Source organism: Streptomyces sp. CC224B, from assembly GCF_030010595.1.
GTDB lineage: Bacteria > Actinomycetota > Actinomycetes > Streptomycetales > Streptomycetaceae > Streptomyces > Streptomyces longispororuber.
In genome coordinates this window covers 1-20,074 of record NZ_JASCXL010000125.1, presented here as the reverse complement: position 1 = coordinate 20,074, position 20,074 = coordinate 1, and the positions used below count along the sequence as shown (strand labels likewise).

Annotated in this window: 23 protein-coding genes; 18 read left to right on the top strand and 5 right to left on the bottom strand. The window is 72.9% G+C overall.

Annotated features, from left to right (window positions below; genetic code table 11):
• The first annotated feature begins 206 nt into the window (after window positions 1–206).
• Window positions 207–1,160 carry a heme o synthase gene (locus tag QK440_RS34475; protein WP_349239341.1) on the top strand — a complete coding sequence of 318 codons (954 nt, stop codon included), beginning with the start codon at window positions 207–209 and terminating at the stop codon, window positions 1,158–1,160.
• A gap of 35 nt (window positions 1,161–1,195) precedes the next feature.
• On the opposite strand, the gene QK440_RS34470 is transcribed toward QK440_RS34475, so the two are convergent.
• The gene (locus QK440_RS34470; protein ID WP_282797191.1) at window positions 1,196–2,383 is read right to left on the bottom strand and encodes an AMP-binding protein; all 1,188 of its coding nucleotides are present in this window, start codon (window positions 2,381–2,383) and stop codon (window positions 1,196–1,198) included.
• A gap of 123 nt (window positions 2,384–2,506) precedes the next feature.
• Between QK440_RS34470 and QK440_RS34465 the strand changes: the two genes are divergently transcribed.
• Together QK440_RS34465 and QK440_RS34460 are read left to right on the top strand one after the other, a co-directional pair.
• On the top strand, window positions 2,507–2,890 hold the full coding sequence (locus QK440_RS34465; protein ID WP_282797190.1) for a hypothetical protein: 384 nt from the start codon (window positions 2,507–2,509) through the stop codon (window positions 2,888–2,890).
• Between the two features lie 99 nt (window positions 2,891–2,989).
• Window positions 2,990–4,078 carry an amidohydrolase family protein gene (locus tag QK440_RS34460; RefSeq protein ID WP_282797189.1) on the top strand — a complete coding sequence of 363 codons (1,089 nt, stop codon included), beginning with the start codon at window positions 2,990–2,992 and terminating at the stop codon, window positions 4,076–4,078.
• Window positions 4,079–4,127: 49 nt separating this feature from the next.
• Here the strand turns inward: QK440_RS34460 and QK440_RS34455 are convergent, their stop codons facing one another.
• The 4 genes from QK440_RS34455 to QK440_RS34440 form a co-directional block, all read right to left on the bottom strand.
• Window positions 4,128–5,147: a COX15/CtaA family protein gene (locus QK440_RS34455; RefSeq protein ID WP_282797188.1), complete on the bottom strand. Its 1,020-nt coding sequence runs from the start codon at window positions 5,145–5,147 to the stop codon at window positions 4,128–4,130.
• A gap of 98 nt (window positions 5,148–5,245) precedes the next feature.
• Window positions 5,246–6,049 (bottom strand): ABC transporter permease, encoded by an 804-nt coding sequence (locus tag QK440_RS34450; protein ID WP_282797187.1) that lies wholly within the window; start codon window positions 6,047–6,049, stop codon window positions 5,246–5,248.
• On the bottom strand, window positions 6,046–6,972 hold the full coding sequence (locus QK440_RS34445; protein WP_282797186.1) for an ABC transporter ATP-binding protein: 927 nt from the start codon (window positions 6,970–6,972) through the stop codon (window positions 6,046–6,048). The genes QK440_RS34450 and QK440_RS34445 overlap by 4 nt, the downstream gene beginning before the upstream one ends.
• A gap of 147 nt (window positions 6,973–7,119) precedes the next feature.
• Window positions 7,120–7,926: an AAC(3) family N-acetyltransferase gene (locus tag QK440_RS34440; RefSeq protein WP_282797185.1), complete on the bottom strand. Its 807-nt coding sequence runs from the start codon at window positions 7,924–7,926 to the stop codon at window positions 7,120–7,122.
• 161 nt (window positions 7,927–8,087) lie between these two features.
• Here QK440_RS34440 and QK440_RS34435 point away from each other — a divergent pair, with 161 nt between their 5' ends.
• From QK440_RS34435 to QK440_RS34365, 15 genes are all read left to right on the top strand, one after another.
• Window positions 8,088–8,867, top strand: a complete 780-nt coding sequence (locus QK440_RS34435; RefSeq protein WP_282797184.1) for an ArsR family transcriptional regulator — start codon at window positions 8,088–8,090, stop codon at window positions 8,865–8,867.
• Window positions 8,864–10,285 carry a Fe-S cluster assembly protein SufB gene (sufB, locus tag QK440_RS34430; protein ID WP_282797183.1) on the top strand — a complete coding sequence of 474 codons (1,422 nt, stop codon included), beginning with the start codon at window positions 8,864–8,866 and terminating at the stop codon, window positions 10,283–10,285. Before QK440_RS34435 ends, sufB begins: the two co-directional genes overlap by 4 nt.
• A 63-nt stretch (window positions 10,286–10,348) precedes the next feature.
• A complete protein-coding gene (gene sufD, locus QK440_RS34425; protein WP_282797182.1) occupies window positions 10,349–11,533 on the top strand; it encodes a Fe-S cluster assembly protein SufD in 1,185 nt (394 codons plus the stop codon).
• Window positions 11,530–11,859 (top strand): bifunctional 3-phenylpropionate/cinnamic acid dioxygenase ferredoxin subunit, encoded by a 330-nt coding sequence (locus QK440_RS34420; RefSeq protein WP_282797181.1) that lies wholly within the window; start codon window positions 11,530–11,532, stop codon window positions 11,857–11,859. Before sufD ends, QK440_RS34420 begins: the two co-directional genes overlap by 4 nt.
• A gap of 7 nt (window positions 11,860–11,866) precedes the next feature.
• On the top strand, window positions 11,867–12,631 hold the full coding sequence (sufC, locus tag QK440_RS34415; RefSeq protein WP_282797180.1) for a Fe-S cluster assembly ATPase SufC: 765 nt from the start codon (window positions 11,867–11,869) through the stop codon (window positions 12,629–12,631).
• On the top strand, window positions 12,628–13,884 hold the full coding sequence (locus QK440_RS34410; RefSeq protein WP_282797179.1) for a cysteine desulfurase: 1,257 nt from the start codon (window positions 12,628–12,630) through the stop codon (window positions 13,882–13,884). Before sufC ends, QK440_RS34410 begins: the two co-directional genes overlap by 4 nt.
• Window positions 13,885–13,897: 13 nt before the next feature.
• Entirely contained in the window at window positions 13,898–14,368 is a 471-nt protein-coding gene (gene sufU, locus QK440_RS34405; RefSeq protein ID WP_282797178.1) for a Fe-S cluster assembly sulfur transfer protein SufU, read from the top strand.
• Window positions 14,365–14,718 (top strand): metal-sulfur cluster assembly factor, encoded by a 354-nt coding sequence (locus tag QK440_RS34400; protein ID WP_282797177.1) that lies wholly within the window; start codon window positions 14,365–14,367, stop codon window positions 14,716–14,718. The genes sufU and QK440_RS34400 overlap by 4 nt, the downstream gene beginning before the upstream one ends.
• Window positions 14,719–14,923: 205 nt before the next feature.
• Window positions 14,924–15,244: an SMR family transporter gene (locus tag QK440_RS34395; RefSeq protein WP_349239340.1), complete on the top strand. Its 321-nt coding sequence runs from the start codon at window positions 14,924–14,926 to the stop codon at window positions 15,242–15,244.
• On the top strand, window positions 15,244–15,789 hold the full coding sequence (locus tag QK440_RS34390; RefSeq protein ID WP_282797175.1) for a TetR family transcriptional regulator: 546 nt from the start codon (window positions 15,244–15,246) through the stop codon (window positions 15,787–15,789). Before QK440_RS34395 ends, QK440_RS34390 begins: the two co-directional genes overlap by 1 nt.
• Before the next feature lie 207 nt (window positions 15,790–15,996).
• On the top strand, window positions 15,997–16,986 hold the full coding sequence (dapD, locus tag QK440_RS34385; RefSeq protein ID WP_282797174.1) for a 2,3,4,5-tetrahydropyridine-2,6-dicarboxylate N-succinyltransferase: 990 nt from the start codon (window positions 15,997–15,999) through the stop codon (window positions 16,984–16,986).
• A 209-nt stretch (window positions 16,987–17,195) separates the two neighbouring features.
• Entirely contained in the window at window positions 17,196–17,753 is a 558-nt protein-coding gene (locus QK440_RS34380) for a SigE family RNA polymerase sigma factor (protein ID WP_282797173.1), read from the top strand.
• 28 nt (window positions 17,754–17,781) lie between these two features.
• Window positions 17,782–18,999, top strand: a complete 1,218-nt coding sequence (locus QK440_RS34375; protein ID WP_282797172.1) for a WD40 repeat domain-containing protein — start codon at window positions 17,782–17,784, stop codon at window positions 18,997–18,999.
• A 241-nt stretch (window positions 19,000–19,240) separates the two neighbouring features.
• Window positions 19,241–19,387, top strand: a complete 147-nt coding sequence (locus QK440_RS34370; RefSeq protein ID WP_282797171.1) for a hypothetical protein — start codon at window positions 19,241–19,243, stop codon at window positions 19,385–19,387.
• The gene (locus tag QK440_RS34365; protein WP_282797170.1) at window positions 19,384–20,046 is read left to right on the top strand and encodes a hypothetical protein; all 663 of its coding nucleotides are present in this window, start codon (window positions 19,384–19,386) and stop codon (window positions 20,044–20,046) included. Before QK440_RS34370 ends, QK440_RS34365 begins: the two co-directional genes overlap by 4 nt.
• The last annotated feature ends 28 nt before the right edge of the window (window positions 20,047–20,074 follow it).

Sequence of the window (20,074 nt, the reverse complement as noted above, 5' to 3'; positions counted from 1 at the left end):
CCGCTCATCTGGGTGTCCTTTCGGCTCGTTCTCTCCGTGTGCCCGACCTGCCCGCCAACACCCCTCGTCTGGCCGCCCAACACGAACCCACCCCCGCGAAGGGCCAGGTATGGGCAACGTCTACAGTGGCGTGGTACGCGTGAGCCTTTACCGGAACTTCATGTCTGAAGGTCTGCCGTCGGCTCGCTGGGATGTCTCTGTCAGGGGTGTGCGTGACGGCCGTTGAATCCCGTCCAGTGGGGACGGTTGGGGCGAGCCAGAGCCCGAGCCACCGGCCGTTCGGGGCCCGAGTCAAGGCGTTCGTGGCGCTGACGAAGCCGCGGATCATCGAGCTGCTGCTGATCACCACCGTTCCGGTGATGTTCCTCGCCGAGCAGGGGGTGCCGAACCTCAAGCTGGTGCTGCTCACCTGCGTCGGCGGCTACCTCTCCGCCGGCGGGGCCAACGCGCTCAACATGTACATCGACCGCGACATCGACGCCCTCATGGAGCGCACGTCGCAGCGGCCGCTCGTCACCGGCATGGTCAGCCCCCGCGAGTGCCTGGTCTTCGGCATCACCCTCGCCGTCGTCTCCACGCTGCTCTTCGGCCTCGCCGTCAACTGGCTCTCGGCCTGGCTGTCACTCGGCGCGCTGCTGTTCTACGTGATCGTCTACACGATGATCCTCAAGCGGCGCACCTCCCAGAACATCGTCTGGGGCGGCATCGCCGGCTGTCTGCCCGTCCTCATCGGCTGGTCGTCCGTGACCAACTCGATGTCGTGGGCGCCCGTCATCCTCTTCCTGGTGATGTTCTTCTGGACGCCGCCGCACTACTGGCCGCTGTCCATGCGGGTCAAGGAGGACTACGCGCGCGTGGGCGTGCCGATGCTGCCGGTCATCGCCTCCAACAAGGTCGTCGCCCGGCAGATCGTCCTCTACAGCTGGGTCATGGTCGCCGTCTCGCTGCTGCTGCAGCCGCTCGGCTACACCGGCTGGTTCTACACCGTCGTGGCCCTCGCCACGGGCGGCTGGTGGCTGTGGGAGGCGCACGCGCTGCAGAACCGCGCCAAGGCCGAGGCCACCGGCACCAAGCTCAAGGAGATGCGCCTCTTCCACTGGTCCATCACCTATGTGTCGCTGCTGTTCGTGGCCATCGCGGTGGACCCCTTCCTGCGCTGACCCGGCAGCACGCCGTACGGAGCGGCCCCGTCGCCTCAGGGTGACGGGGCCGCCGCGCGTTCGCGTTCCGCCCGGCGGCGCCCGGTGAGGTACAGGTAGCCGTCCTCGTCGCGCCGCGCCGCGCGGCCGGTGCGGTACCAGCCGTCGCGCAGCGCCGCGTCCGTGGCCCTCTTGTCCCGGAAGTACCCGTCGAACAGCAGGGGCCCGCGCACCCACAGCTCCCCGCGCGCGAGCCGGGCCCGCACCCCCGGCACGGGCGTCCCGCAGGTGCCGGGCCGGGCCCGGACGTCGGCGTGCTCCCACGCGGTCAGGTCGCCCGTCTCCGGCGTAGCGAAGAAGGCCCGGACCCGCGCCCCGGGCGTCACCGTGCGGATCGCCTCCAGGAGGCGCGGGGGAGCGGTACCGGGCTCCGCGGTCTCCACGTCGGCGCAGCGCAGGGCCGCCAGGTGGTGCGGCGCCGTGTCCAGTACGCCCTCCCACACGCGCGGCGTGCCCAGGAGGCGCGCGGCCCGGTGCTCGCGCACGGCCGCGCAGACCGCCGCCGGACCCTCCTCCTCCGGCAGGACCACGGTGCCCCGGGCCTGCCACTGCCGCAGCACGGCGGTCCAGGCGCCCCAGTGCCCCGGCGGCAGCCCGCACACCAGGGCGCCCGGCGGCTCCGGCCGGACCCCGCAGTGGGCCCGCAGGGCGCCCGCGCGCTGGGAGACGACCGCGCCGCGGGTGCGCCCCCCGGGCCCGGTGAACAGCAGGAGGTGCGGGTCGCCCTCCTCGGGGGCAGGCTCCGGCGGGGCGGCGGCTTGGGGGTGCCCTTCCCCGGCCGGGGTCGAGGCCGAGGCGTGGCCCGGCGCCGGGCCCGGAGCCCAGGCCGTGGCCGAGGCCAGGGCCGGACACACCTCCGCGAGCTCCGCCTCCGTCAGGACCAGGCACGGCGTCACCGCCCCGGGCGGGCGCGCCAAGGCTGTCGCCCGCTCCAGCGGTACGAACACCGCGCCGGCGCGCGCGGCCCCGACGTACGCCGGCAGGGCCGCGGCCAGGCTCCGCGCCGGGCACGCCACGCGGTCGCCGCGCCGGACGCCCCGCGCGGCGAGGTGGCGCGCCGCCCGGTCGCAGGCGGCGTCCAGCTCCGCGAAGGTGAGCGCGCGTCCGCCGCGTACGAGGGCGGTGCGGCGCGGGGCGGCCTCGGCGGCGGACCGGACGACCTCGCCGATCAGGAGACCGGTCATGTCCACGTCCTACCACGGCGCGGCGTGGGGCGGAACGGGCGTGCGGGACACGGCGGGACCGTGGCCGAGACCACGCCCCCCGCCCGTCGCCGAATGATCTACCCGTCGGTAGCATCCTGTGCCATGGCAGACACGGAGCACGGCACCGACGGCACGGCAGCGCAGGGCGAGCAGACAGCGACGGGGGCCAAGGACGCCGCGCGCGCCGAGCGCAAGGCCGCCAAGCTGGCCAAGCACATCACCGGGTTCGCACGGGCCCACGGCGGCGCCGAGGGACAGCTCGCGTACCTCGGGCAGCGCGGCACCCGGATCGTGCTCGTCGGCGAGGACGGCGGCTGGGGCGACCTCGTCGCGCCCACCCACGCGATCGCGCAGAGCGCCGTGGAGAAGGCCGGGATCACCGTCCGCGACGACTTCGACGGCGACCTCGCCGCCAAGGTGCGGACGGGTCCGTACGAGTGGACGCGCATGGCGGGCATCCAGATCGGCGGCCCCGCGCGCGGATGAGACACGCCCGGGAGGGGCACGGGTGACATGGCGAGCAACACCTGACGCCGGGGTCACCCGTTAGGACCGTGGAAGAGCGGTCCACACAGGGGAGCGAGGATGATCGAGACGCCGTCCCTGGTGGACCAGCACTGCCACGGCGTGCTGCGCACGGAGCTGGGCCTCGGCACCTTCGAGGCCCACCTGGGCCGGAGCGAGGGCCCGCCCGCTCCGGGCACCACCTTCTTCGACACCCAGACCGGGTTCGCGGTGCGCCGCTGGTGCCCGCCCCTTCTCGGCCTCGAACCGCACTGCCCGCCCGCCCGCTACCTGGCCCGCCGCCGCGAGCTCGGCGTCCTGGAGGCCGGGCGGCGCCTGCTGCGCGGCAGCGGCATCACCACGTACCTCGTCGACACCGGGCTGCCCGGCGACCTCACCGGGCCGGGCGAGCTGGCCTCCGCCGCGGCCGCCGAGGCGTACGAGATCGTCCGCCTGGAGTTACTGGCCGAGCAGGTCGCCGACACCTCCGGGACCGTCGACTCCTTCCTCGCCAACCTCGCGGAGTCCGTGCACGGGGCCGCGGCCGGAGCGGTCGCGTTCACCTCCGTCGCGGGCGTGCGCCAGGACCGGCCCCTGCCCGCCGAGCCGCCGGGGCCCGGCGAGGTGCGCGGCGCCGCGGGGCGCTGGCTCGCCGGACGCGAGGTGGGCGGCGAGCTCACCGACCCGCTGCTGCTGCGCCACCTGCTGTGGATCGCCGTGGCCTCCGGGCTGCCGCTGCAACTGCACACCGGGGCCACCGACCCGCAGCGGTCCTTCGGCGCCTTCGCCCGCGCGACCGCCGGCCTCGGCACCGACCTGGTGCTCCTGCACGGCTACCCCCACCACCGCGCCGCGGCCCACCTCGCGGGCGTCTTCCCGCACGTGTACGCCGACCTGGGGCCCGCCCTGGTGCGCACCGGGGCCCGGGCGGCGGCCGTCCTGGCGGAGATCCTGGAGCTGGCCCCCTTCGGCAAGCTCCTCTTCTCCAGCGGCGCCCACGGCCTGCCGGAGCTGCACGTGATCGGCGCCCACCTGTTCCGCGAGGCGCTCGGCCGGGTGCTCGCCACCTGGGTGGCCGAGGGCGCGTGGTCCCTGACGGACGCGCAGCGGGTGGCGGGGATGATCGCCGCGGAGAACGCGTGCCGGGTCTACGGGCTGGCGGAGGAGTAGCCCCGGGGGAGGAGCGGGCCCGCTGCCCCGGGTGCGCAGGTCCGGGCGCTCAGACCGCGGACAGCTCCGCGTCGGTCCGCGCCGGGACCTCGGAGGCCGTTTCCGGGCGCTCGCGCAGCGACAGCAGCACCCGCAGCACCGCGATCCACACCGCGCACGAGCCCAGCATGTGCGCGGCGACCAGCGCCTCCGGCAGGTCCGTGAAGTACTGGACGTAGCCGATGACACCCTGCGCGAGGAGCACCAGGAACAGGTCGCGGGTGCGGGCCAGTGGGCCGCGCGGGGCGTCGACCGCCTTGAGGACGAACCACAGGGCGAACGTCAGCGTCACCACGATCCACGCGAGGACGGCGTGCAGCTTGCTGACGCCCTCCCAGTCGAGGCCCACCGCGCCCACGTTCATGCGCGGGACGTCGCTGGAGTCGCCCGCGTGCGGCCCCGCGCCGGTCACGACCGTGCCGACCGCGATGAGCAGGACCGTCACGCCGGTGAGGACCCAGACGAGCTGCGCCACGGACCTGCCGACCAGGGGGCGGGTGGGGGCGTCGCCCTCGCGGGTGCGCTGCCACGTCGCCGTGGCGACCGCGATCAGGGCGGTGGAGAGCAGGAAGTGCGCCGCGACCGTGTACGGGTTCAGGCCGACGAGCACGACGATGCCCCCGAGCACGGCGTTGCCCATGACGATCCAGAACTGCGCCCAGCCGTACCGCGTCAGGCTGCGCCGCCACGGCTTCTGCGAGCGCGCGGCGATGATCGCGAACCCGACGGCCGCGCACAGGACGTACGTCAGCAGGCGGTTGCCGAACTCGATGACGCCGTGGAAGCCCATCTCGCTGGTCGCGGTGAGCGAGTCGTCGGTGCACTTGGGCCAGGTGGGGCAGCCGAGGCCCGAGCCCGTGAGCCGGACGGCGCCGCCGGTGACCACGATGACGACGGTCATCACCAGCGAGACGAGCGCGGCGGTCCGCACGGTCCGCGGCGTCGGGGTCCAGCGCTCGGCGATGTAAGCGAGCGGGTTGCGCGCGAAGTGAGCGACATCGGCTCGGGTCACGTTTGGCACGGGCCCCATCGTAGGGGGCCGCTTGTGCACGGCTTCACGAGGGGGACGTATCCGCTCCAACTGTGACGCCGGTTACGCCCGCGGGCCCGCTCCGCGGCGGCACCCGCTCACTCCCAGCGGAAGAACCGCGCCGCCGCGCCGAGCCCGAGCACCGCCCAGACCGCGAGGATCCCGAGGTCGCCCCACGGCATCGCGGCGCCGTCCCGGAGCACGTCCCGCAGGCCGTCCGAGAGGGCCGAGACGGGCAGCAGGGCGAGCACGGCCGCCACGCCGCCGGGGAACTTGTCGAGCGGCACGATGACGCCGCCGCCGACGAGGAGGAGCAGGAAGACGAGGTTCGCGGCGGCCAGCGTGGCCTCCGCCTTGAGGGTGCCCGCCATCAGCAGGCCGAGCCCGGAGAACGCCGCCGTGCCGAGGACGAGGAGCAGCAGCACGGCCAGCGGGTTGCCGTGCGGCGACCAGCCGAGCGCCAGCGCGATCACGGTGAGCAGGACGATCTGGAGCACCTCGGTGACCAGGACCGACAGCGTCTTCGCGGCCATCAGGGCCCAGCGCGGGAGCGGCGAGGCGCCGAGGCGCTTGAGGACACCGTAGCGCCGCTCGAAGCCGGTGGCGATGGCCTGCCCGGTGAAGGCCGTCGACAGGACGGCGAGCGCCAGGACGCCGGGCGTGAGGAAGTCCACGGCCTCGCCCTCGCCGGTGTCGACGACGTCGACGGCGCTGAACAGGACGAGCAGCAGCGTCGGGATGACCACGGTGAGCAGGAGCTGCTCGCCGTTGCGCAGCAGCATCTTCGTCTCCAGGACGGCCTGCGCGCGGATCATGCGGGGGAGCGGCGCGGCCCCCGGCTTCGGGCTGTACGTGCCGGGCGCACCCGACGTGCCGGACGTACCGCCGGTGGTGCTGGTCACGACCGCAGCTCCTTACCCGTGAGCTCCAAGAAGACGTCCTCCAGGGTGTGCCGTTCCACGGAGATCCGGTCCGGCATGACGCCGTGCTGCGCGCACCAGGAGGTGACGGTGGCGAGCAGTTGCGGGTCGACGGTGCCGCTCACGCGGTACGCGCCCGGGGTGACCTCGGCGGCCGCGGAGTCCGGGGGCAGCGCCTTGAGCAGCGAGCCGACGTCGAGGCCGGGGCGGCCGGTGAAGCGCAGGGTGTTCTCGGCGCCGCCGCGGCACAGCTCCTCGGGGCTGCCCTGGGCGATGACCTTGCCGGCGTCGATGATGGCGACGTCGTCGGCCAGTTCCTCGGCCTCGTCCATGGCGTGCGTGGTGAGGATGACGCCGACGCCGTCGGCGCGCAGGTCGCGCACGAGGCCCCAGGTGGCGTGGCGGGCCTGCGGGTCGAGCCCGGCGGTCGGCTCGTCGAGGAAGACGAGCTCGGGGCGGCCGACGACCGCCAGGGCGAGCGCGAGGCGCTGCTGCTGGCCGCCGGAGAGGCGGCGGTAGCTGGTGCGGCCGCAGGAGCCGAGCCCGAGCCGTTCGATCAGGGCGTCGACGTCGAGCGGGTGGGCGTGCAGCGTGGCGACGTGCCGCAGCATCTCCTCGGCGCGGGCGCCGGAGTAGACGCCGCCGGACTGGAGCATCACGCCGATGCGCGGGCGCAGCGCCGCGGCCTGGGCGACCGGGTCGAGGCCGAGGACGCGGACCGTGCCCGCGTCGGGGGTGCGGTAGCCCTCGCAGGTCTCGACGGTGGTGGTCTTCCCGGCGCCGTTCGGGCCGAGCACGGCGGTGACGGTGCCTGCGCGGACGTCCAGGTCGAGGCCGTCCACCGCGGTCTTCGCCCCGTACCGCTTGACCAGGCCCCTGACCTGGACGACGGACTCATTTCCCATGACGGGAAGTCTAGAGAGGGCCGGAGAGCGCCCGGCCCCCGGGCTCGACGGCCCCCGGCTCCCGGCTTGCGGGCCTCGGCCCTCGGGCGCGAGGACCCCGGCCCCCGTACCCGCAAGCCCTCCCGCGGCCGGCCGGGGAGCGCGCGCTCAGGCAGCTTCCGGAGGCCGGTGCTCCGCCAGCCACCCCTCGGCGTACGCGACGGCGTCCGGCAGGGCGAAGAGGCGGGCCGTGGCGGCCCCGACCGCGCCGCGCGTGACCGGGCGGTCCCGCTCGAAGGCCGCGCCGAGCTCGTCGAAGCGGTCCTCGCTGATCGCGGGCTCGCGCACGGTCGTCCAGCGGCGGCCGTGCTCGGTCAGCACCGCGAAGGAGTTCTCCTCCAGCGGCGCGGGCAGGCGGTACTCCGCCAGGTGGAAGGCGGTGCAGGAGTCGAAGCCCGCGCCCAGGAGCAGCACGCGCGCCCCCGCCTCCTCCAGACGGGCCAGCGGGCTGCGCTCGCCGAGGCGGCAGTCCAGGGCGTGGCCGGCCATCAGCTCCCGGGCGCGGCGGCCGAGGGCCGCGAACGACGTCTGCGGATGGGCGCTGCGGACGGCTCCGGGCCAGGTGCGGACGGTCTCCGGGACCACGCCGACGCCGCGGGTGCGCGCGGTGCGCGGGTCGTACGCCGGCAGCGCGTCGCGGATGGCCGGCCACCACTCCTCGGGCACGGGCGGGTTCTGCCACTCCGCCGGGTCGGAGTTGTCGGAGGACTGGGCGGGCACGACGAGGGTGCCCTCCTCGCCGAGGGTGTCGAGCAGCGCGAGGACCACCGTCTCGGCACCGCCGCAGACCCAGCCGAGGGCGCTGAGGGAGGTGTGCGCGAGGAGCGTGTCACCCGGGCGCACGCCGAGGGCGCGCAATTCGTCCGCGAGGCTCGCGCGGGTGCACAAAGGGCCGGTCACAGGCGGTGTCGACATGCTCCCGGAGTCTTCTGCACCGTCTTCGGGGACGCCACCGATTTCTTCAGCCGATGATCGTTTCCGCAGGTCAGCTTAGGTCTGCCTAAGTGATGTACCGCACCGCCCGGTGATCCGGACGTGGCTTGTCAGGCTCTGAGGAATTACGCAACAATGGCGTTGTGAAAAACGTCGGCGAGGCTCAGGAGACCCCCACCGGGGCTCCTCAGGAAGAGCTCGCGACCGGTGAGCGGTCCACGCGCAACCGCGTCGCGCGCTCCATCCTGGACCACGGCCCGTCCACGGTCGCCGACCTTGCGGGCCGCCTCGGCCTCACCCAGGCCGCCGTCCGCCGCCACCTCGACGCCCTCGTCCAGGAGAACGTGGTGGAGCCCCGCGAGAAGCGGGTGTACGGCGCCCGGGGGCGCGGCCGCCCCGCCAAGGTCTTCGCGCTCACCGACTGCGGCCGGGACGCCTTCGACCAGTCGTACGACAAGCTGGCCGCCGACGCCCTGCGCTGGATCGGGCAGACCCACGGCGAGGAGGCGGTCGCCGCGTTCGCCCGCGCCCGCGTCGCCGAGCAGGCGAAGGCCTACCGCGCGGCCGTGGAGGCGGCGTCCCCGGAGAACCGCACCCGCGCGCTGGCGAAGGCGTTGACCGCGGACGGGTACGCTGCTACGGCGCGTAGCGCACCCCCGCCGCGCAGCGGCGAGCAGCTCTGCCAGCACCACTGCCCGGTAGCCCACGTCGCCGAGCAGTACCCGCAGCTCTGCGAGGCGGAGACGGAGATCTTCTCCGAGCTGCTCGGCACGCACGTCCAGCGGCTCGCCACCATCGCGCACGGCGACGGCGTCTGCACGACGTTCATCCCGCGCGGCGAGGCCCCGAAGACCACCCCGCAGACCACCCCACGAACCGCCAACCACGCATCAGCAAGCACGGCCGGGAGGAACCCCGCATGACTCTCCCCACGGAGACTGCCCACCCTGAGCTCGAGGGCCTGGGCAACTACGAGTACGGCTGGGCCGACTCCGACGAGGCCGGTGCCGCCGCCAAGCGCGGCCTGAGCGAGGACGTCGTCCGCGACATCTCGGACAAGAAGTCCGAGCCGGAGTGGATGACGAAGCTGCGCCTCAAGGGCCTGAAGCTCTTCGAGAAGAAGCCCATGCCGAACTGGGGCTCGGACCTGTCGGGCATCGACTTCGACAACATCAAGTACTTCGTGCGGTCCACCGAGAAGCAGGCCGAGTCCTGGGAGGACCTGCCCGAGGACATCAAGAACACGTACGACAAGCTCGGCATCCCCGAGGCGGAGAAGCAGCGCCTGGTCGCCGGCGTCGCCGCGCAGTACGAGTCCGAGGTCGTCTACCACCAGATCCGCGAGGACCTGGAGGAGCAGGGCGTCATCTTCCTGGACACCGACACGGCGCTCAAGGAGCACCCGGAGCTCTTCAAGGAGTACTTCGGGACCGTCATCCCCGCCGGTGACAACAAGTTCGCCGCGCTGAACACGGCCGTGTGGTCCGGCGGATCGTTCATCTACGTCCCCAAGGGCGTGCACGTCGAGATCCCGCTCCAGGCCTACTTCCGCATCAACACGGAGAACATGGGCCAGTTCGAGCGGACGCTGATCATCGTCGACGAGGACGCCTACGTCCACTACGTCGAGGGCTGCACCGCGCCGATCTACAAGTCGGACTCGCTGCACTCCGCCGTCGTCGAGATCATCGTCAAGAAGGGCGGCCGCTGCCGCTACACGACGATCCAGAACTGGTCGAACAACGTCTACAACCTGGTCACCAAGCGCGCCGTGGCCTACGAGGGCGCGACCATGGAGTGGGTCGACGGCAACATCGGCTCCAAGGTCACCATGAAGTACCCGGCCGTCTACCTGATGGGCGAGCACGCCAAGGGCGAGACCCTGTCCATCGCCTTCGCGGGCGAGGGCCAGCACCAGGACGCGGGCGCCAAGATGGTCCACATGGCGCCGAACACGTCGTCCAACATCGTCTCGAAGTCCGTGGCCCGCGGCGGCGGCCGGACGTCGTACCGCGGTCTGATCGAGATCGGCGAGGGCGCGCCGGGCGCGAAGTCCAACGTGCTCTGCGACGCGCTGCTCGTCGACACGATCTCCCGCTCGGACACGTACCCGTACGTGGACGTCCGCGAGGACGACGTGTCCATGGGGCACGAGGCCACCGTCTCCAAGGTCTCCGAGGACCAGCTCTTCTACCTGATGAGCCGCGGCCTGACCGAGTTCGAGGCGATGGCGATGATCGTGCGCGGCTTCGTCGAGCCGATCGCCAAGGAGCTCCCCATGGAGTACGCCCTGGAGCTGAACCGGCTGATCGAGCTGCAGATGGAGGGCGCGGTCGGCTAGCACCGGCCCCCGCCACCGAAGCAGCGACTGACTGACACGCAGAGAGAGAGCACGACGACAGCCATGGCTGAGGCTCAGAACATCCCCGTGGGCTCCACCACCGCGGGCTCGATCGCGGTGGCCGCCGAGTCCACCGTCGCCACCCGCATGAGCGCGCCGCCGTCCTTCGACGTGGCGGACTTCCCGGTGCCGCACGGCCGCGAGGAGGAGTGGCGGTTCACCCCGCTGGAGCGCCTGCGGGGCCTGCACGACGGCACCGCCGTCGCCACGGGTGAGGGCGTCAAGGTCGAGGTGGAGGCGCCCGAGGGCGTCACCGTGGAGACCGTCGGCCGCGACGACGCCCGGCTCGGCCGGGCGGGCACCCCGGTGGACCGCGTGGCCGCGCAGGCGTACTCGGCCTTCGAGAAGGCCTCGGTCGTGACCGTCCCCAAGGAGACGGTGCTCAGCGAGCCGATCCGCATCGCCGTGCGCGGCGACGGCGGCACCGCCTTCGGCCACCAGGTCATCGAGCTGGGCGCGTTCGCCGAGGCCGTCGTCGTCATCGACCACTCCGGTGACGCGGTCCTCGCCGCCAACGTCGACTACGTCCTCGGTGACGGCGCCAAGCTGACCGTCGTCTCCGTGCAGGACTGGGACGACAAGGCCGTGCACGTGGCGCAGCACAACGCGCTCGTGGGCCGCGACGCCTCCTTCAAGTCCGTCGTGGTGACCTTCGGCGGCGACGTCGTGCGCATCCACCCGCGTGTGGCCTACGCCGGCCCGGGCGGCGAGGCGGAGCTGTACGGCCTGTACTTCACCGACGCTGGCCAGCACCAGGAGCACCGCCTCCTGGTCGACCACAACGTCCCGCACTGCAAGTCCAACGTCGTCTACAAGGGCGCGCTCCAGGGCGAGGCGGCGCACGCCGTGTGGATCGGCGACGTCCTCATCGAGGCCAAGGCCGAGGGCACCGACACCTACGAGATGAACCGGAACCTGGTCCTGACGGACGGCGCCCGGGTCGACTCGGTGCCGAACCTGGAGATCGAGACCGGCGAGATCGTCGGCGCCGGCCACGCCTCGGCGACCGGCCGCTTCGACGACGAGCAGCTCTTCTACCTGATGGCCCGCGGCATCCCGGAGCGCGAGGCCCGCCGCCTCGTGGTCCGCGGCTTCTTCGCGGAGCTCGTCCAGCAGATCGGTGTCGACGACATCGAGGAGCGGCTCATCGCGAAGATCGAAGAGGAGCTGGAGGCGTCCGTCGCATGACGTACGTACGCGCCTGTGGGCTGAGCGAGCTGGAGGAGGACACCCCGAAGCGGGTGGAACTCGACGGCACGCCGGTCTCGGTCGTCCACACCGAGGGCGAGGTGTTCGCGATCCACGACATCTGCTCGCACGCGAACGTCTCCCTCTCCGAGGGCGAGGTGGAGGACTGCCAGATCGAGTGCTGGCTGCACGGCTCCGCCTTCGACCTCCGCACCGGCAAGCCGTCCGGCCTTCCCGCGACGCGCCCCGTCCCCGTATACCCCGTAAAGATCGAAGGGGGCGACGTCCTCGTCGACGTACGCGCCTCCGTCACCCAGGAGTCCTGAGGCACCCATGGCAACGCTTGAAATCCGCGACCTGCACGTGACCGTCGAGGTCGAGAACGGCACCAAGGAAATCCTCAAGGGTGTCGACCTGACCGTGAAGCAGGGCGAGACGCACGCCATCATGGGCCCCAACGGCTCCGGCAAGTCGACCCTCGCCTACTCCCTCGCGGGCCACCCCAAGTACACGATCACCGGTGGCACCGTCACCCTGGACGGCGAGGACGTCCTGGAGATGGAGGTCGACGAACGCGCCCGCGCCGGCCTGTTCCTCGCCATGCAGTACCCGGTCGAGGTCCCCGGCGTCTCGGTCTCCAACTTCCTGCGCACCTCCGCCACCGCCATCCGCGGCGAGGCCCCCAAGCTCCGCACCTGGGTGAAGGAGGTCAAGGAGTCGATGGCCGCGCTCCAGATGGACCCGTCCTTCGCCGAGCGCAACGTCAACGAGGGCTTCTCCGGCGGTGAGAAGAAGCGCCACGAGATCCTCCAGCTGGAACTGCTCAAGCCGAAGATCGCGATCCTCGACGAGACGGACTCCGGCCTGGACGTCGACGCCCTGCGCGTCGTCTCCGAGGGCGTCAACCGCGTGCGCGAGACCGGCGAGGTGGGCACCCTGCTCATCACCCACTACACGCGCATCCTGCGCTACATCAAGCCCGACCACGTCCACGTCTTCGCCAACGGCCGCATCGCCGAGTCCGGCGGCCCCGAGCTGGCCGACAAGCTGGAGGCCGAGGGCTACGAGGCGTACGTGAAGGGAGGCGCGTCCGCGTGACAGCACTGCCGGGCCTCCTCGACACCGAGGCGCTCCGCAAGGACTTCCCGATCCTGGAGCGCACGCTCCACGACGGCAAGAAGCTCGTCTACCTGGACAACGCGGCGACCTCGCAGACGCCGCGCCAGGTCATCGACGTGCTCAGCGAGTACTACGAGCAGCACAACGCCAACGTCCACCGCGGCGTGCACGTCCTCGCCGAGGAGGCCACGGCGCTGTACGAGGGCGCCCGTGACAAGGTCGCGGAGTTCATCAACGCGCCCAGCCGCGACGAGGTGATCTTCACCAAGAACGCCTCCGAGTCGCTCAACCTCGTGGCCAACATGCTCGGCTGGGCCGACGAGCCCTACCGCGTGGACCACGAGACCGAGATCGTCATCACGGAGATGGAGCACCACTCCAACATCGTGCCGTGGCAGCTGCTCTCGCAGCGCACGGGCGCGAAGCTGAAGTGGTTCGGCCTCACCGACGACGGCCGCCTCGACCTGTCGAACATCGACGAGGTCATCACGGAGAAGACGAAGATCGTTTCCTTCGTCCTGGTCTCCAACATCCTCGGCACGCAGAACCCGGTCGAGGCCATCGTGCGCCGTGCCCAGGAGGTCGGCGCGCTGGTCCTGATCGACGCCTCGCAGGCCGCGCCGCACATGCCGCTGGACGTGCAGGCGCTCCAGGCCGACTTCGTGGCCTTCACCGGCCACAAGATGTGCGGTCCGACGGGCATCGGCGTGCTGTGGGGCCGCCAGGAGCTCCTGGAGGACCTGCCCCCGTTCCTCGGCGGCGGCGAGATGATCGAGACGGTGTCCATGCACTCCTCGACCTACGCGCCCGCGCCGCACAAGTTCGAGGCGGGCACCCCGCCGGTGGCGCAGGCCGTCGGCCTGGGCGCGGCGGTGGACTACCTGACCGCCATCGGCATGGACAAGATCGCCCAGCACGAGCACGCGATCACCGAGTACGCGGTGAAGCGGCTCCTGGAGGTCCCGGACCTGCGGATCATCGGCCCCACCACGGCCGAGGACCGGGGCGCGGCGATCTCCTTCACGCTCGGGGACATCCACCCGCACGACGTGGGCCAGGTCCTCGACGAACAGGGCATCGCGGTACGGGTCGGCCACCACTGCGCCCGCCCCGTGTGCCTGCGGTACGGAATTCCCGCGACCACGCGAGCGTCGTTCTATCTGTACTCCACGCCCGGCGAGATCGACGCCCTCGTCGACGGCCTGGAGCACGTCCGGAACTTCTTCGGCTGAGGGGCTGCTCGGAGTGAAGCTGGATTCGATGTACCAGGAAGTGATCCTGGACCACTACAAGCATCCGCACGGCCGCGGTCTGCGCCCCGGCGACGCGGAGGTGCACCACGTCAACCCGACGTGCGGTGACGAGATCACGCTGCGCGTGAAGTACGACGGCTCGCGCATCGAGGACGTCAGCTACGAGGGCCAGGGCTGCTCCATCAGCCAGGCCAGCGCGTCCGTCCTGAACGACCTCCTGGTCGGCAAGGACCTGGCCGAGGCGCGGAAGATCCAGGAGGTGTTCCTGGAGCTGATGCAGTCCAAGGGCAAGCTGGAGCCGGACGACGCGATGGAGGAGGTCCTGGAGGACGCGGTCGCGTTCGCCGGGGTCTCCAAGTACCCCGCCCGCGTCAAGTGCGCCCTGCTGAGCTGGATGGCGTGGAAGGACGCGACGGCGCAGGCCCTGGGGGCCGGCACCGACGCCGAAAGGAAGACGGCATGAGCGAGAACACTGTGACTCCCGAAGAGGGCCTCACGACGAAGCCCGCTTCGGAGGACGAGGTCCGCGAGGCGCTCTACGACGTCGTCGACCCCGAGCTGGGCATCGACGTCGTCAACCTGGGCCTGATCTACGGCATCCACGTCGACGACGCCAACATCGCCACCATCGACATGACGCTCACCTCGGCGGCCTGCCCGCTGACCGACGTCATCGAGGACCAGGCGAAGTCCGCGACGGACGGCATCGTCAACGAACTCAGGATCAACTGGGTCTGGATGCCGCCGTGGGGCCCCGACAAGATCACCGACGACGGCCGCGAGCAGCTCCGGGCGCTGGGGTTCAACGTCTGAGCCCGCCTTCCCGTCCGGCTCCGCCGTGCACAAGGGCCCGCACCGAACCGGTGCGGGCCCTTTCGCGTGCCCCGCGGCCGATGGCCGTACCCGTCCCGCCCGCCGGTGGCCGCGCCTGTCCCGGCCACCGGCGGTGCCCGTCCGGCCTCCAAGAGCCGCCCCGGCATATGTACACCCGTACGCATCGTTGTGTACGCTAGTACGCATGGGATACGGACTGCTGGCCGCGGCCATCGCGGCGGAGGTGGCCGGGACGACGGCCATGAAGTACAGCGAGGGGTTCAGCAAGCTGTGGCCCTCGCTGGTCACCGTGGTGGGGTATGTGCTCGCCTTCACGCTCCTCGCGCAGACGCTCAAGACGCTGTCGGTGGGCACCGCCTACGCCATCTGGGCCGGGGTCGGGACCGCCGCCGTCGCCGCCATCGGGATGGTGTTCATGGGGGAGTCGACGAGCCTGGTGAAGGTGGCGGGGATCCTGCTCGTCATCGTCGGCGTCGTCGTGCTCAACCTGGGCGGTGCCCACTAGTGGTCCGGCGCTACGACCCCGAGCGGCGGCAGCGGATCATCGACGCGGCGCTGCGGGTCGCGGGCGAGAAGGGCATCGCGGGCCTGAGCCACCGGTCCGTCGCGGCCGAGGCCGATGTGCCGCTGGGCTCGACGACGTACCACTTCAAGACGCTCGACGACCTGCTCGTGGCCGCGCTGCGGCAGGCCAACGAGGGGTTCGCGCAGCTCGTGCGGGAGCGCGGGGCGCTGGCCGACCCGGACGCCGACCTGGCCGCCGAGCTCGCGGCGCTGCTCGGCGAGTGGGCCGCCCGGGGGCGTGAGGGGGTCGAGCTGGAGTACGAGCTCTACCTGGCCGCGCTGCGCCGCCCCGCGCTGCGGCCGGTCGCCGCCGAGTGGTGCGAGGGCGTCGGCGCGGTGCTGCGGGAGCGGACGGACCCCGCCACCGCGCGGGGCCTGGTCGCGCTGATGGACGGCATTTGCCTGCAGGCGCTGCTCACGGGGGGCGAGTACGACGAGGCGTACACCCGGGAGATGCTCGGCAGGGTGCTGGCCAAGGGGGCCTGACCCGGGGGTTGTTGTCGGGTGTGAGGGCGGGGGCGTGCCCGCCTTTCCCTCAGCGCGGCCTGCGCGTGCTGAGGAACGGCATCGGCCTGCGTGCAGGCGCTGCCCGTGGGTGGGCCGGGGGCCAGCAGGGTGCGGGCCGACAGGTCGGGGGCGGTGGGGTGGGTGCCGGTTGGCTTCCGTGTCCTTGGCCCGGTTAGGTTTTCACCCATGACCGATACGACTGCTTCCCGCACCACCGGCGCCGTTGCCGCCGGGCTCGCCACCATCGCCGCCGACGGCACCGTGCTCGACACCTGGTTCCCCGCTCCCGAGCTCGCCGACGGGCCCGGCCCCGCGGGCACCGAGCGGCTGAGTGCCGAGCGTGCCGTGGAGCTGCTCGGCGAGGGTGCCGCGAAGGCGATCGGGCCGGACGCCCGCCGGGGCGTGGAGGTCGTCGCCGTGCTTACGGTCGTCGGCTCGCTGGACGAGAAGCCGCTGGACGCCCACGACGTCTACCTGCGCCTGCATCTGCTCAGCCACCGCCTGATCAAGCCGCACGGCGCCAACCTGGACGGCATGTTCGGCTTCCTCGCCAACGTCGCGTGGACCTCGCTCGGCCCGGTCGCCGTGGACGACCTGGAGAAGGTGCGCCTAAACGCCCGCGCCGAGGGCCTGCACCTCCAGGTGACCTCCGTGGACAAGTTCCCGCGCATGACGGACTACGTCGCGCCCAAGGGCGTCCGCATCGGCGACGCCGACCGGGTGCGGCTCGGCGCCCACCTCGCCGAGGGCACCACCGTCATGCACGAGGGCTTCGTGAACTTCAACGCGGGCACGCTCGGCACCTCCATGGTCGAGGGCCGCATCTCCGCCGGCGTCGTCGTCGGCGACGGCTCGGACATCGGCGGCGGCGCCTCCACCATGGGCACCCTCTCCGGTGGCGGCAACGTCCGCATCGTCATCGGCGAGCGCTGCCTGATCGGCGCCGAGGCCGGCGTCGGCATCGCGCTCGGCGACGAGTGCGTCGTCGAGGCGGGCCTGTACGTCACGGCCGGTACGCGCGTGACGATGCCCGACGGGCAGATCGTCAAGGCCCGCGAGCTGTCCGGCGCCTCCAACATCCTCTTCCGCCGCAACTCGGTCACCGGCACCGTCGAGGCCCGCCCGAACAACGCGGTCTGGGGCGGCCTGAACGACATCCTGCACAGCCACAACTGAAGCACCAACGCTGAGCAGCACCGCTGAGCACCACCCGCCTCGTGGGGCGCCTCTCCCGGACCGCCGGGACAGGCGCCCCACGCGTGTGTCCACCCCCGTGCGCGGCGCCGCGTACGGACGGACACGGGCACCAGGCATAGCGGCGCGGGCCCGCGCACGTCATCCGGGACAGAGGGGGCGACAAGGCCGCCGGAGAAGAGAAGGTGACGATGGATGCCGAGAGCCAGGAACGCTTCCGGGAGTTCGTGGAGAGCAGGTCCTCCGCCCTGCTGAGGACCGCCGTGCTGCTGTGCGGCGGCGACCGGCACGCCGCCGAGGACCAGCTCCAGAACGCGCTGGTCAAGGTGGCGGACCGGTGGCGGGGGATCGAGGACCCGGAGGCGTACGCCCGGCAGGTCCTCTACCGGCAGCAGATCAGCAGGTGGCGGCTGAAGTGGCCGCGCCGCGAGGTCGCCGTGGCCGAGCCGCCCGAGCGGGCGGGCGAGGGCGAGCAGGGCGCTGCCGAGCTGCGCGTCCTGATGCGCGGCGCGCTCGCCCGGCTCACCCCGCGCCAGCGCGCGGTGCTCGTCCTGCGGTACTTCGAGGACCTGCCGGAGGCCGACGTCGCCCGCGTCCTCGGCTGCTCCGTCGGCACGGTCCGCAGCACCACGCACCGCTCCCTCGCCCGGCTGCGCCGGCTCGCGCCCGAACTCGCGGCGCTCGCCCCGGCGGCCACCGGGTCCGCGGCGCCGCGCCGCGACATCTCGCCCGTGGAGGTACGACCGTGAATGCCGTGAATTTCGTGGAGGCAGGCTCGTGAACGTTGACCAGCTGGTGCGCCGGACGCTCCAGGAACAGGCCGCCGAGCACGTCCGGGCGCCCGGCGACCTCGCGGACCGGGTGCTGCGGACCCGGCGGCACCGCCGTACCGCCCGGGGGCTGGCCGGCGGCGCCGTCGCCGTGGCCGCCGTGGTCGCCACGGCGGTGACCGTGACGGCCTCCGACCCCGGGGGCGTCCGGGCGACGCCCGCCAGCGAGACCCGCACCGCCGACGTCGAGGCGCACCCCGACCAGTCGCCGCCGCGCGAGCTGATCGCGGCCGGGAACGCCGCGGTGTCCGGGTTCTACACCGGCCGCACCGTCAAGGAGGACAACGGCGACGAGCTGTTCCGGCGCCGGTACCACCTCCTCGACCAGAAGACCGGCAGGTACGCGCCCGCCGACGAGAAGTGGGCCTGGGTGGAGGTCGCCCCCGGTCTGCGCACCGCCGCCGTCCTGGAGGGCGAGCTGCCCGCGTCCCGCATCGGCCTGCTCGACCTCGTGACCGGCCGGGTCACGCGCTGGATCACCGTGGAGCGCCCGGTGGCGGGCGTCACGTGGTCCCCCGACGGACGCAGGCTCGTCGCGACCGCGTACAGCAAGAACCCGGACCGGCTCATCGACCGGCCGGACGACCACCCGGCGAACGGGCCGCGGCAGCACAGCAGCCGCACCGGCTTCTACGTGGTCGACGCCGCCACGGGGGACGTCGGCCCCTTCCGCGCGCTGCCGCGGCCCGAGCCCGACACCTTGGGCGCCCCCTTCGGCGTCAGCCGCACGGACCTGGAGTGGGGGCACGACGGGACCGTGCTGTACGCCGAGAAGAGCGACGGGACCCGCGACTGGTACACCCCCGGCGGCGAGAAGACCCGGACACCGGCGGGGGAGCGGTACGCGGGCGCGTCCACGGCCGGGCTCTCGCCGGACGGCGCGTACGCCACCGCCGACGGCGACGTGAACGGCTCGCCCGTCGTCGACGCGCGCACCGGCAGGAAGGTCGCCACGGTCCCCGGCATGCAGCCGCTCGCCTGGGCGGACGGCAAACGGCTCATCACCCTCGGCTGCGCTCCCAAGAGGTGCGGCGGCCGCGACGAGTTCCGCACCCAGCTCCTCCTCGTCACGGTCGGCAGCGGCAAGGCCGTGCCGCTGAGCGGCTTCCACAAGGGCGCCGAGGGACAGGCCGGGCGCTGGGTCCCGATGGTCACGGGCCGCTGAGCCCGCCCCGGCCGGTGCCCCGCCCGTCAGCGAGGCACCGGCCGGGGCCGGGGGCGGGCCGGGGGGCGGGACGGCGAAAGAAACGCGGACACCGGTGTCAACCCGCCCCGGAATGCGTCACCATGGCGGGAGCCGGGCGCACCGCGCGCCGGGCCCTGTCGCACGTACCGTCCGTCGTTTCTGTCCGTCGTCCCGCCCGCCGGCCGGCTGGTCCGCCGGCGGGCCGTTCACAGGAGGCAGCATGAGGCTGGGCAAGGCACTCGCCACCGGAGTCGCCGAGGAAGAGCCGCGCGACACCGCCGCGGCCGACGACATCACCCCCGAACGCGTCCTGGAGACCGAGGAGTCGGAGCCCCGCGCTCCGCTCGAGGTGCCCGTCGGCCGATGAGTCTCCGGCTTCCCTCGGAACGCCCGGAGGAGCCGCCGACCGGATACAAGATCGCCCACCCGATGCTGTCCCAGGACGGCACCCGGGCCGGCTTCACCGGCGTCTCCCTGGGCGGCAGCCTGCCCTACGGCGTGCTCGACGCGGCCCGCTGCGCCTACGGCAGACGGCACCGCGCGCCGCACCGCCGCTGCGACTGCGGCTTCCACTGCGTGCACGCGCGCGCCGAGGCCGAAGGGCTGCTGTGCACCGCCGAGCACCGCACGGCCGCGCTCCTCGAGGTGTCGGTGCTCGGCGCGTACATCCGCTTCGAGCGCGGCTTCCGCTACGCCCGGCAGCGGGTCCGCGCGGTGACCGTGCAGCCCTGCGGCTGCGGCGCCGCGGCCACGGGCCTCGCCGACGCGGGCTGGGGCAGGCCCGGTTGGCGCGCCCTCGAAGGGGTGTGCGGCACGTGCGGGCGCGGCACCGGGCGCCGGGCCCTGGCCCTCGGCCGGTTCGCGGCGGTGGCCGGGGAGGGGCTGCGGGTGACCGCTGCCCCCGCGGTGGCGGCCGGGGCGCCCGCGGGCCTCGGACTGCCGGAGCTCGCCGCCGAGGCGGCGCTGCTCCAGGCCCGGCTCGACTGGTTCCAGAGCGAGTTGGGGCGGCTGCGGGACCGGGGCTAGCGCCCGCGGGCGGGCCCGGCGCGGCACC

What these genes read in the sequence shown, in the direction of transcription:
- QK440_RS34470 (WP_282797191.1), bottom strand. Translation starts at nt 2,383, where the DNA reads ATGACCGGTCTCCTGATCGGCGAGGTCGTCCGGTCCGCCGCCGAGGCC.
- sufB (WP_282797183.1), top strand. Translation starts at nt 8,864, where the DNA reads ATGACTCTCCCCACGGAGACTGCCCACCCTGAGCTCGAGGGCCTGGGC.
- QK440_RS34440 (WP_282797185.1), bottom strand. Translation starts at nt 7,926, where the DNA reads ATGTCGACACCGCCTGTGACCGGCCCTTTGTGCACCCGCGCGAGCCTC.
- QK440_RS34370 (WP_282797171.1), top strand. Translation starts at nt 19,241, where the DNA reads ATGAGGCTGGGCAAGGCACTCGCCACCGGAGTCGCCGAGGAAGAGCCG.
- QK440_RS34380 (WP_282797173.1), top strand. Translation starts at nt 17,196, where the DNA reads ATGGATGCCGAGAGCCAGGAACGCTTCCGGGAGTTCGTGGAGAGCAGG.
- QK440_RS34365 (WP_282797170.1), top strand. Translation starts at nt 19,384, where the DNA reads ATGAGTCTCCGGCTTCCCTCGGAACGCCCGGAGGAGCCGCCGACCGGA.
- dapD (WP_282797174.1), top strand. Translation starts at nt 15,997, where the DNA reads ATGACCGATACGACTGCTTCCCGCACCACCGGCGCCGTTGCCGCCGGG.
- QK440_RS34445 (WP_282797186.1), bottom strand. Translation starts at nt 6,972, where the DNA reads ATGGGAAATGAGTCCGTCGTCCAGGTCAGGGGCCTGGTCAAGCGGTAC.
- QK440_RS34395 (WP_349239340.1), top strand. Translation starts at nt 14,924, where the DNA reads ATGGGATACGGACTGCTGGCCGCGGCCATCGCGGCGGAGGTGGCCGGG.
- sufC (WP_282797180.1), top strand. Translation starts at nt 11,867, where the DNA reads ATGGCAACGCTTGAAATCCGCGACCTGCACGTGACCGTCGAGGTCGAG.
- QK440_RS34460 (WP_282797189.1), top strand. Translation starts at nt 2,990, where the DNA reads ATGATCGAGACGCCGTCCCTGGTGGACCAGCACTGCCACGGCGTGCTG.
- QK440_RS34465 (WP_282797190.1), top strand. Translation starts at nt 2,507, where the DNA reads ATGGCAGACACGGAGCACGGCACCGACGGCACGGCAGCGCAGGGCGAG.
- QK440_RS34420 (WP_282797181.1), top strand. Translation starts at nt 11,530, where the DNA reads ATGACGTACGTACGCGCCTGTGGGCTGAGCGAGCTGGAGGAGGACACC.
- sufD (WP_282797182.1), top strand. Translation starts at nt 10,349, where the DNA reads ATGGCTGAGGCTCAGAACATCCCCGTGGGCTCCACCACCGCGGGCTCG.
- QK440_RS34400 (WP_282797177.1), top strand. Translation starts at nt 14,365, where the DNA reads ATGAGCGAGAACACTGTGACTCCCGAAGAGGGCCTCACGACGAAGCCC.
- QK440_RS34455 (WP_282797188.1), bottom strand. Translation starts at nt 5,147, where the DNA reads ATGGGGCCCGTGCCAAACGTGACCCGAGCCGATGTCGCTCACTTCGCG.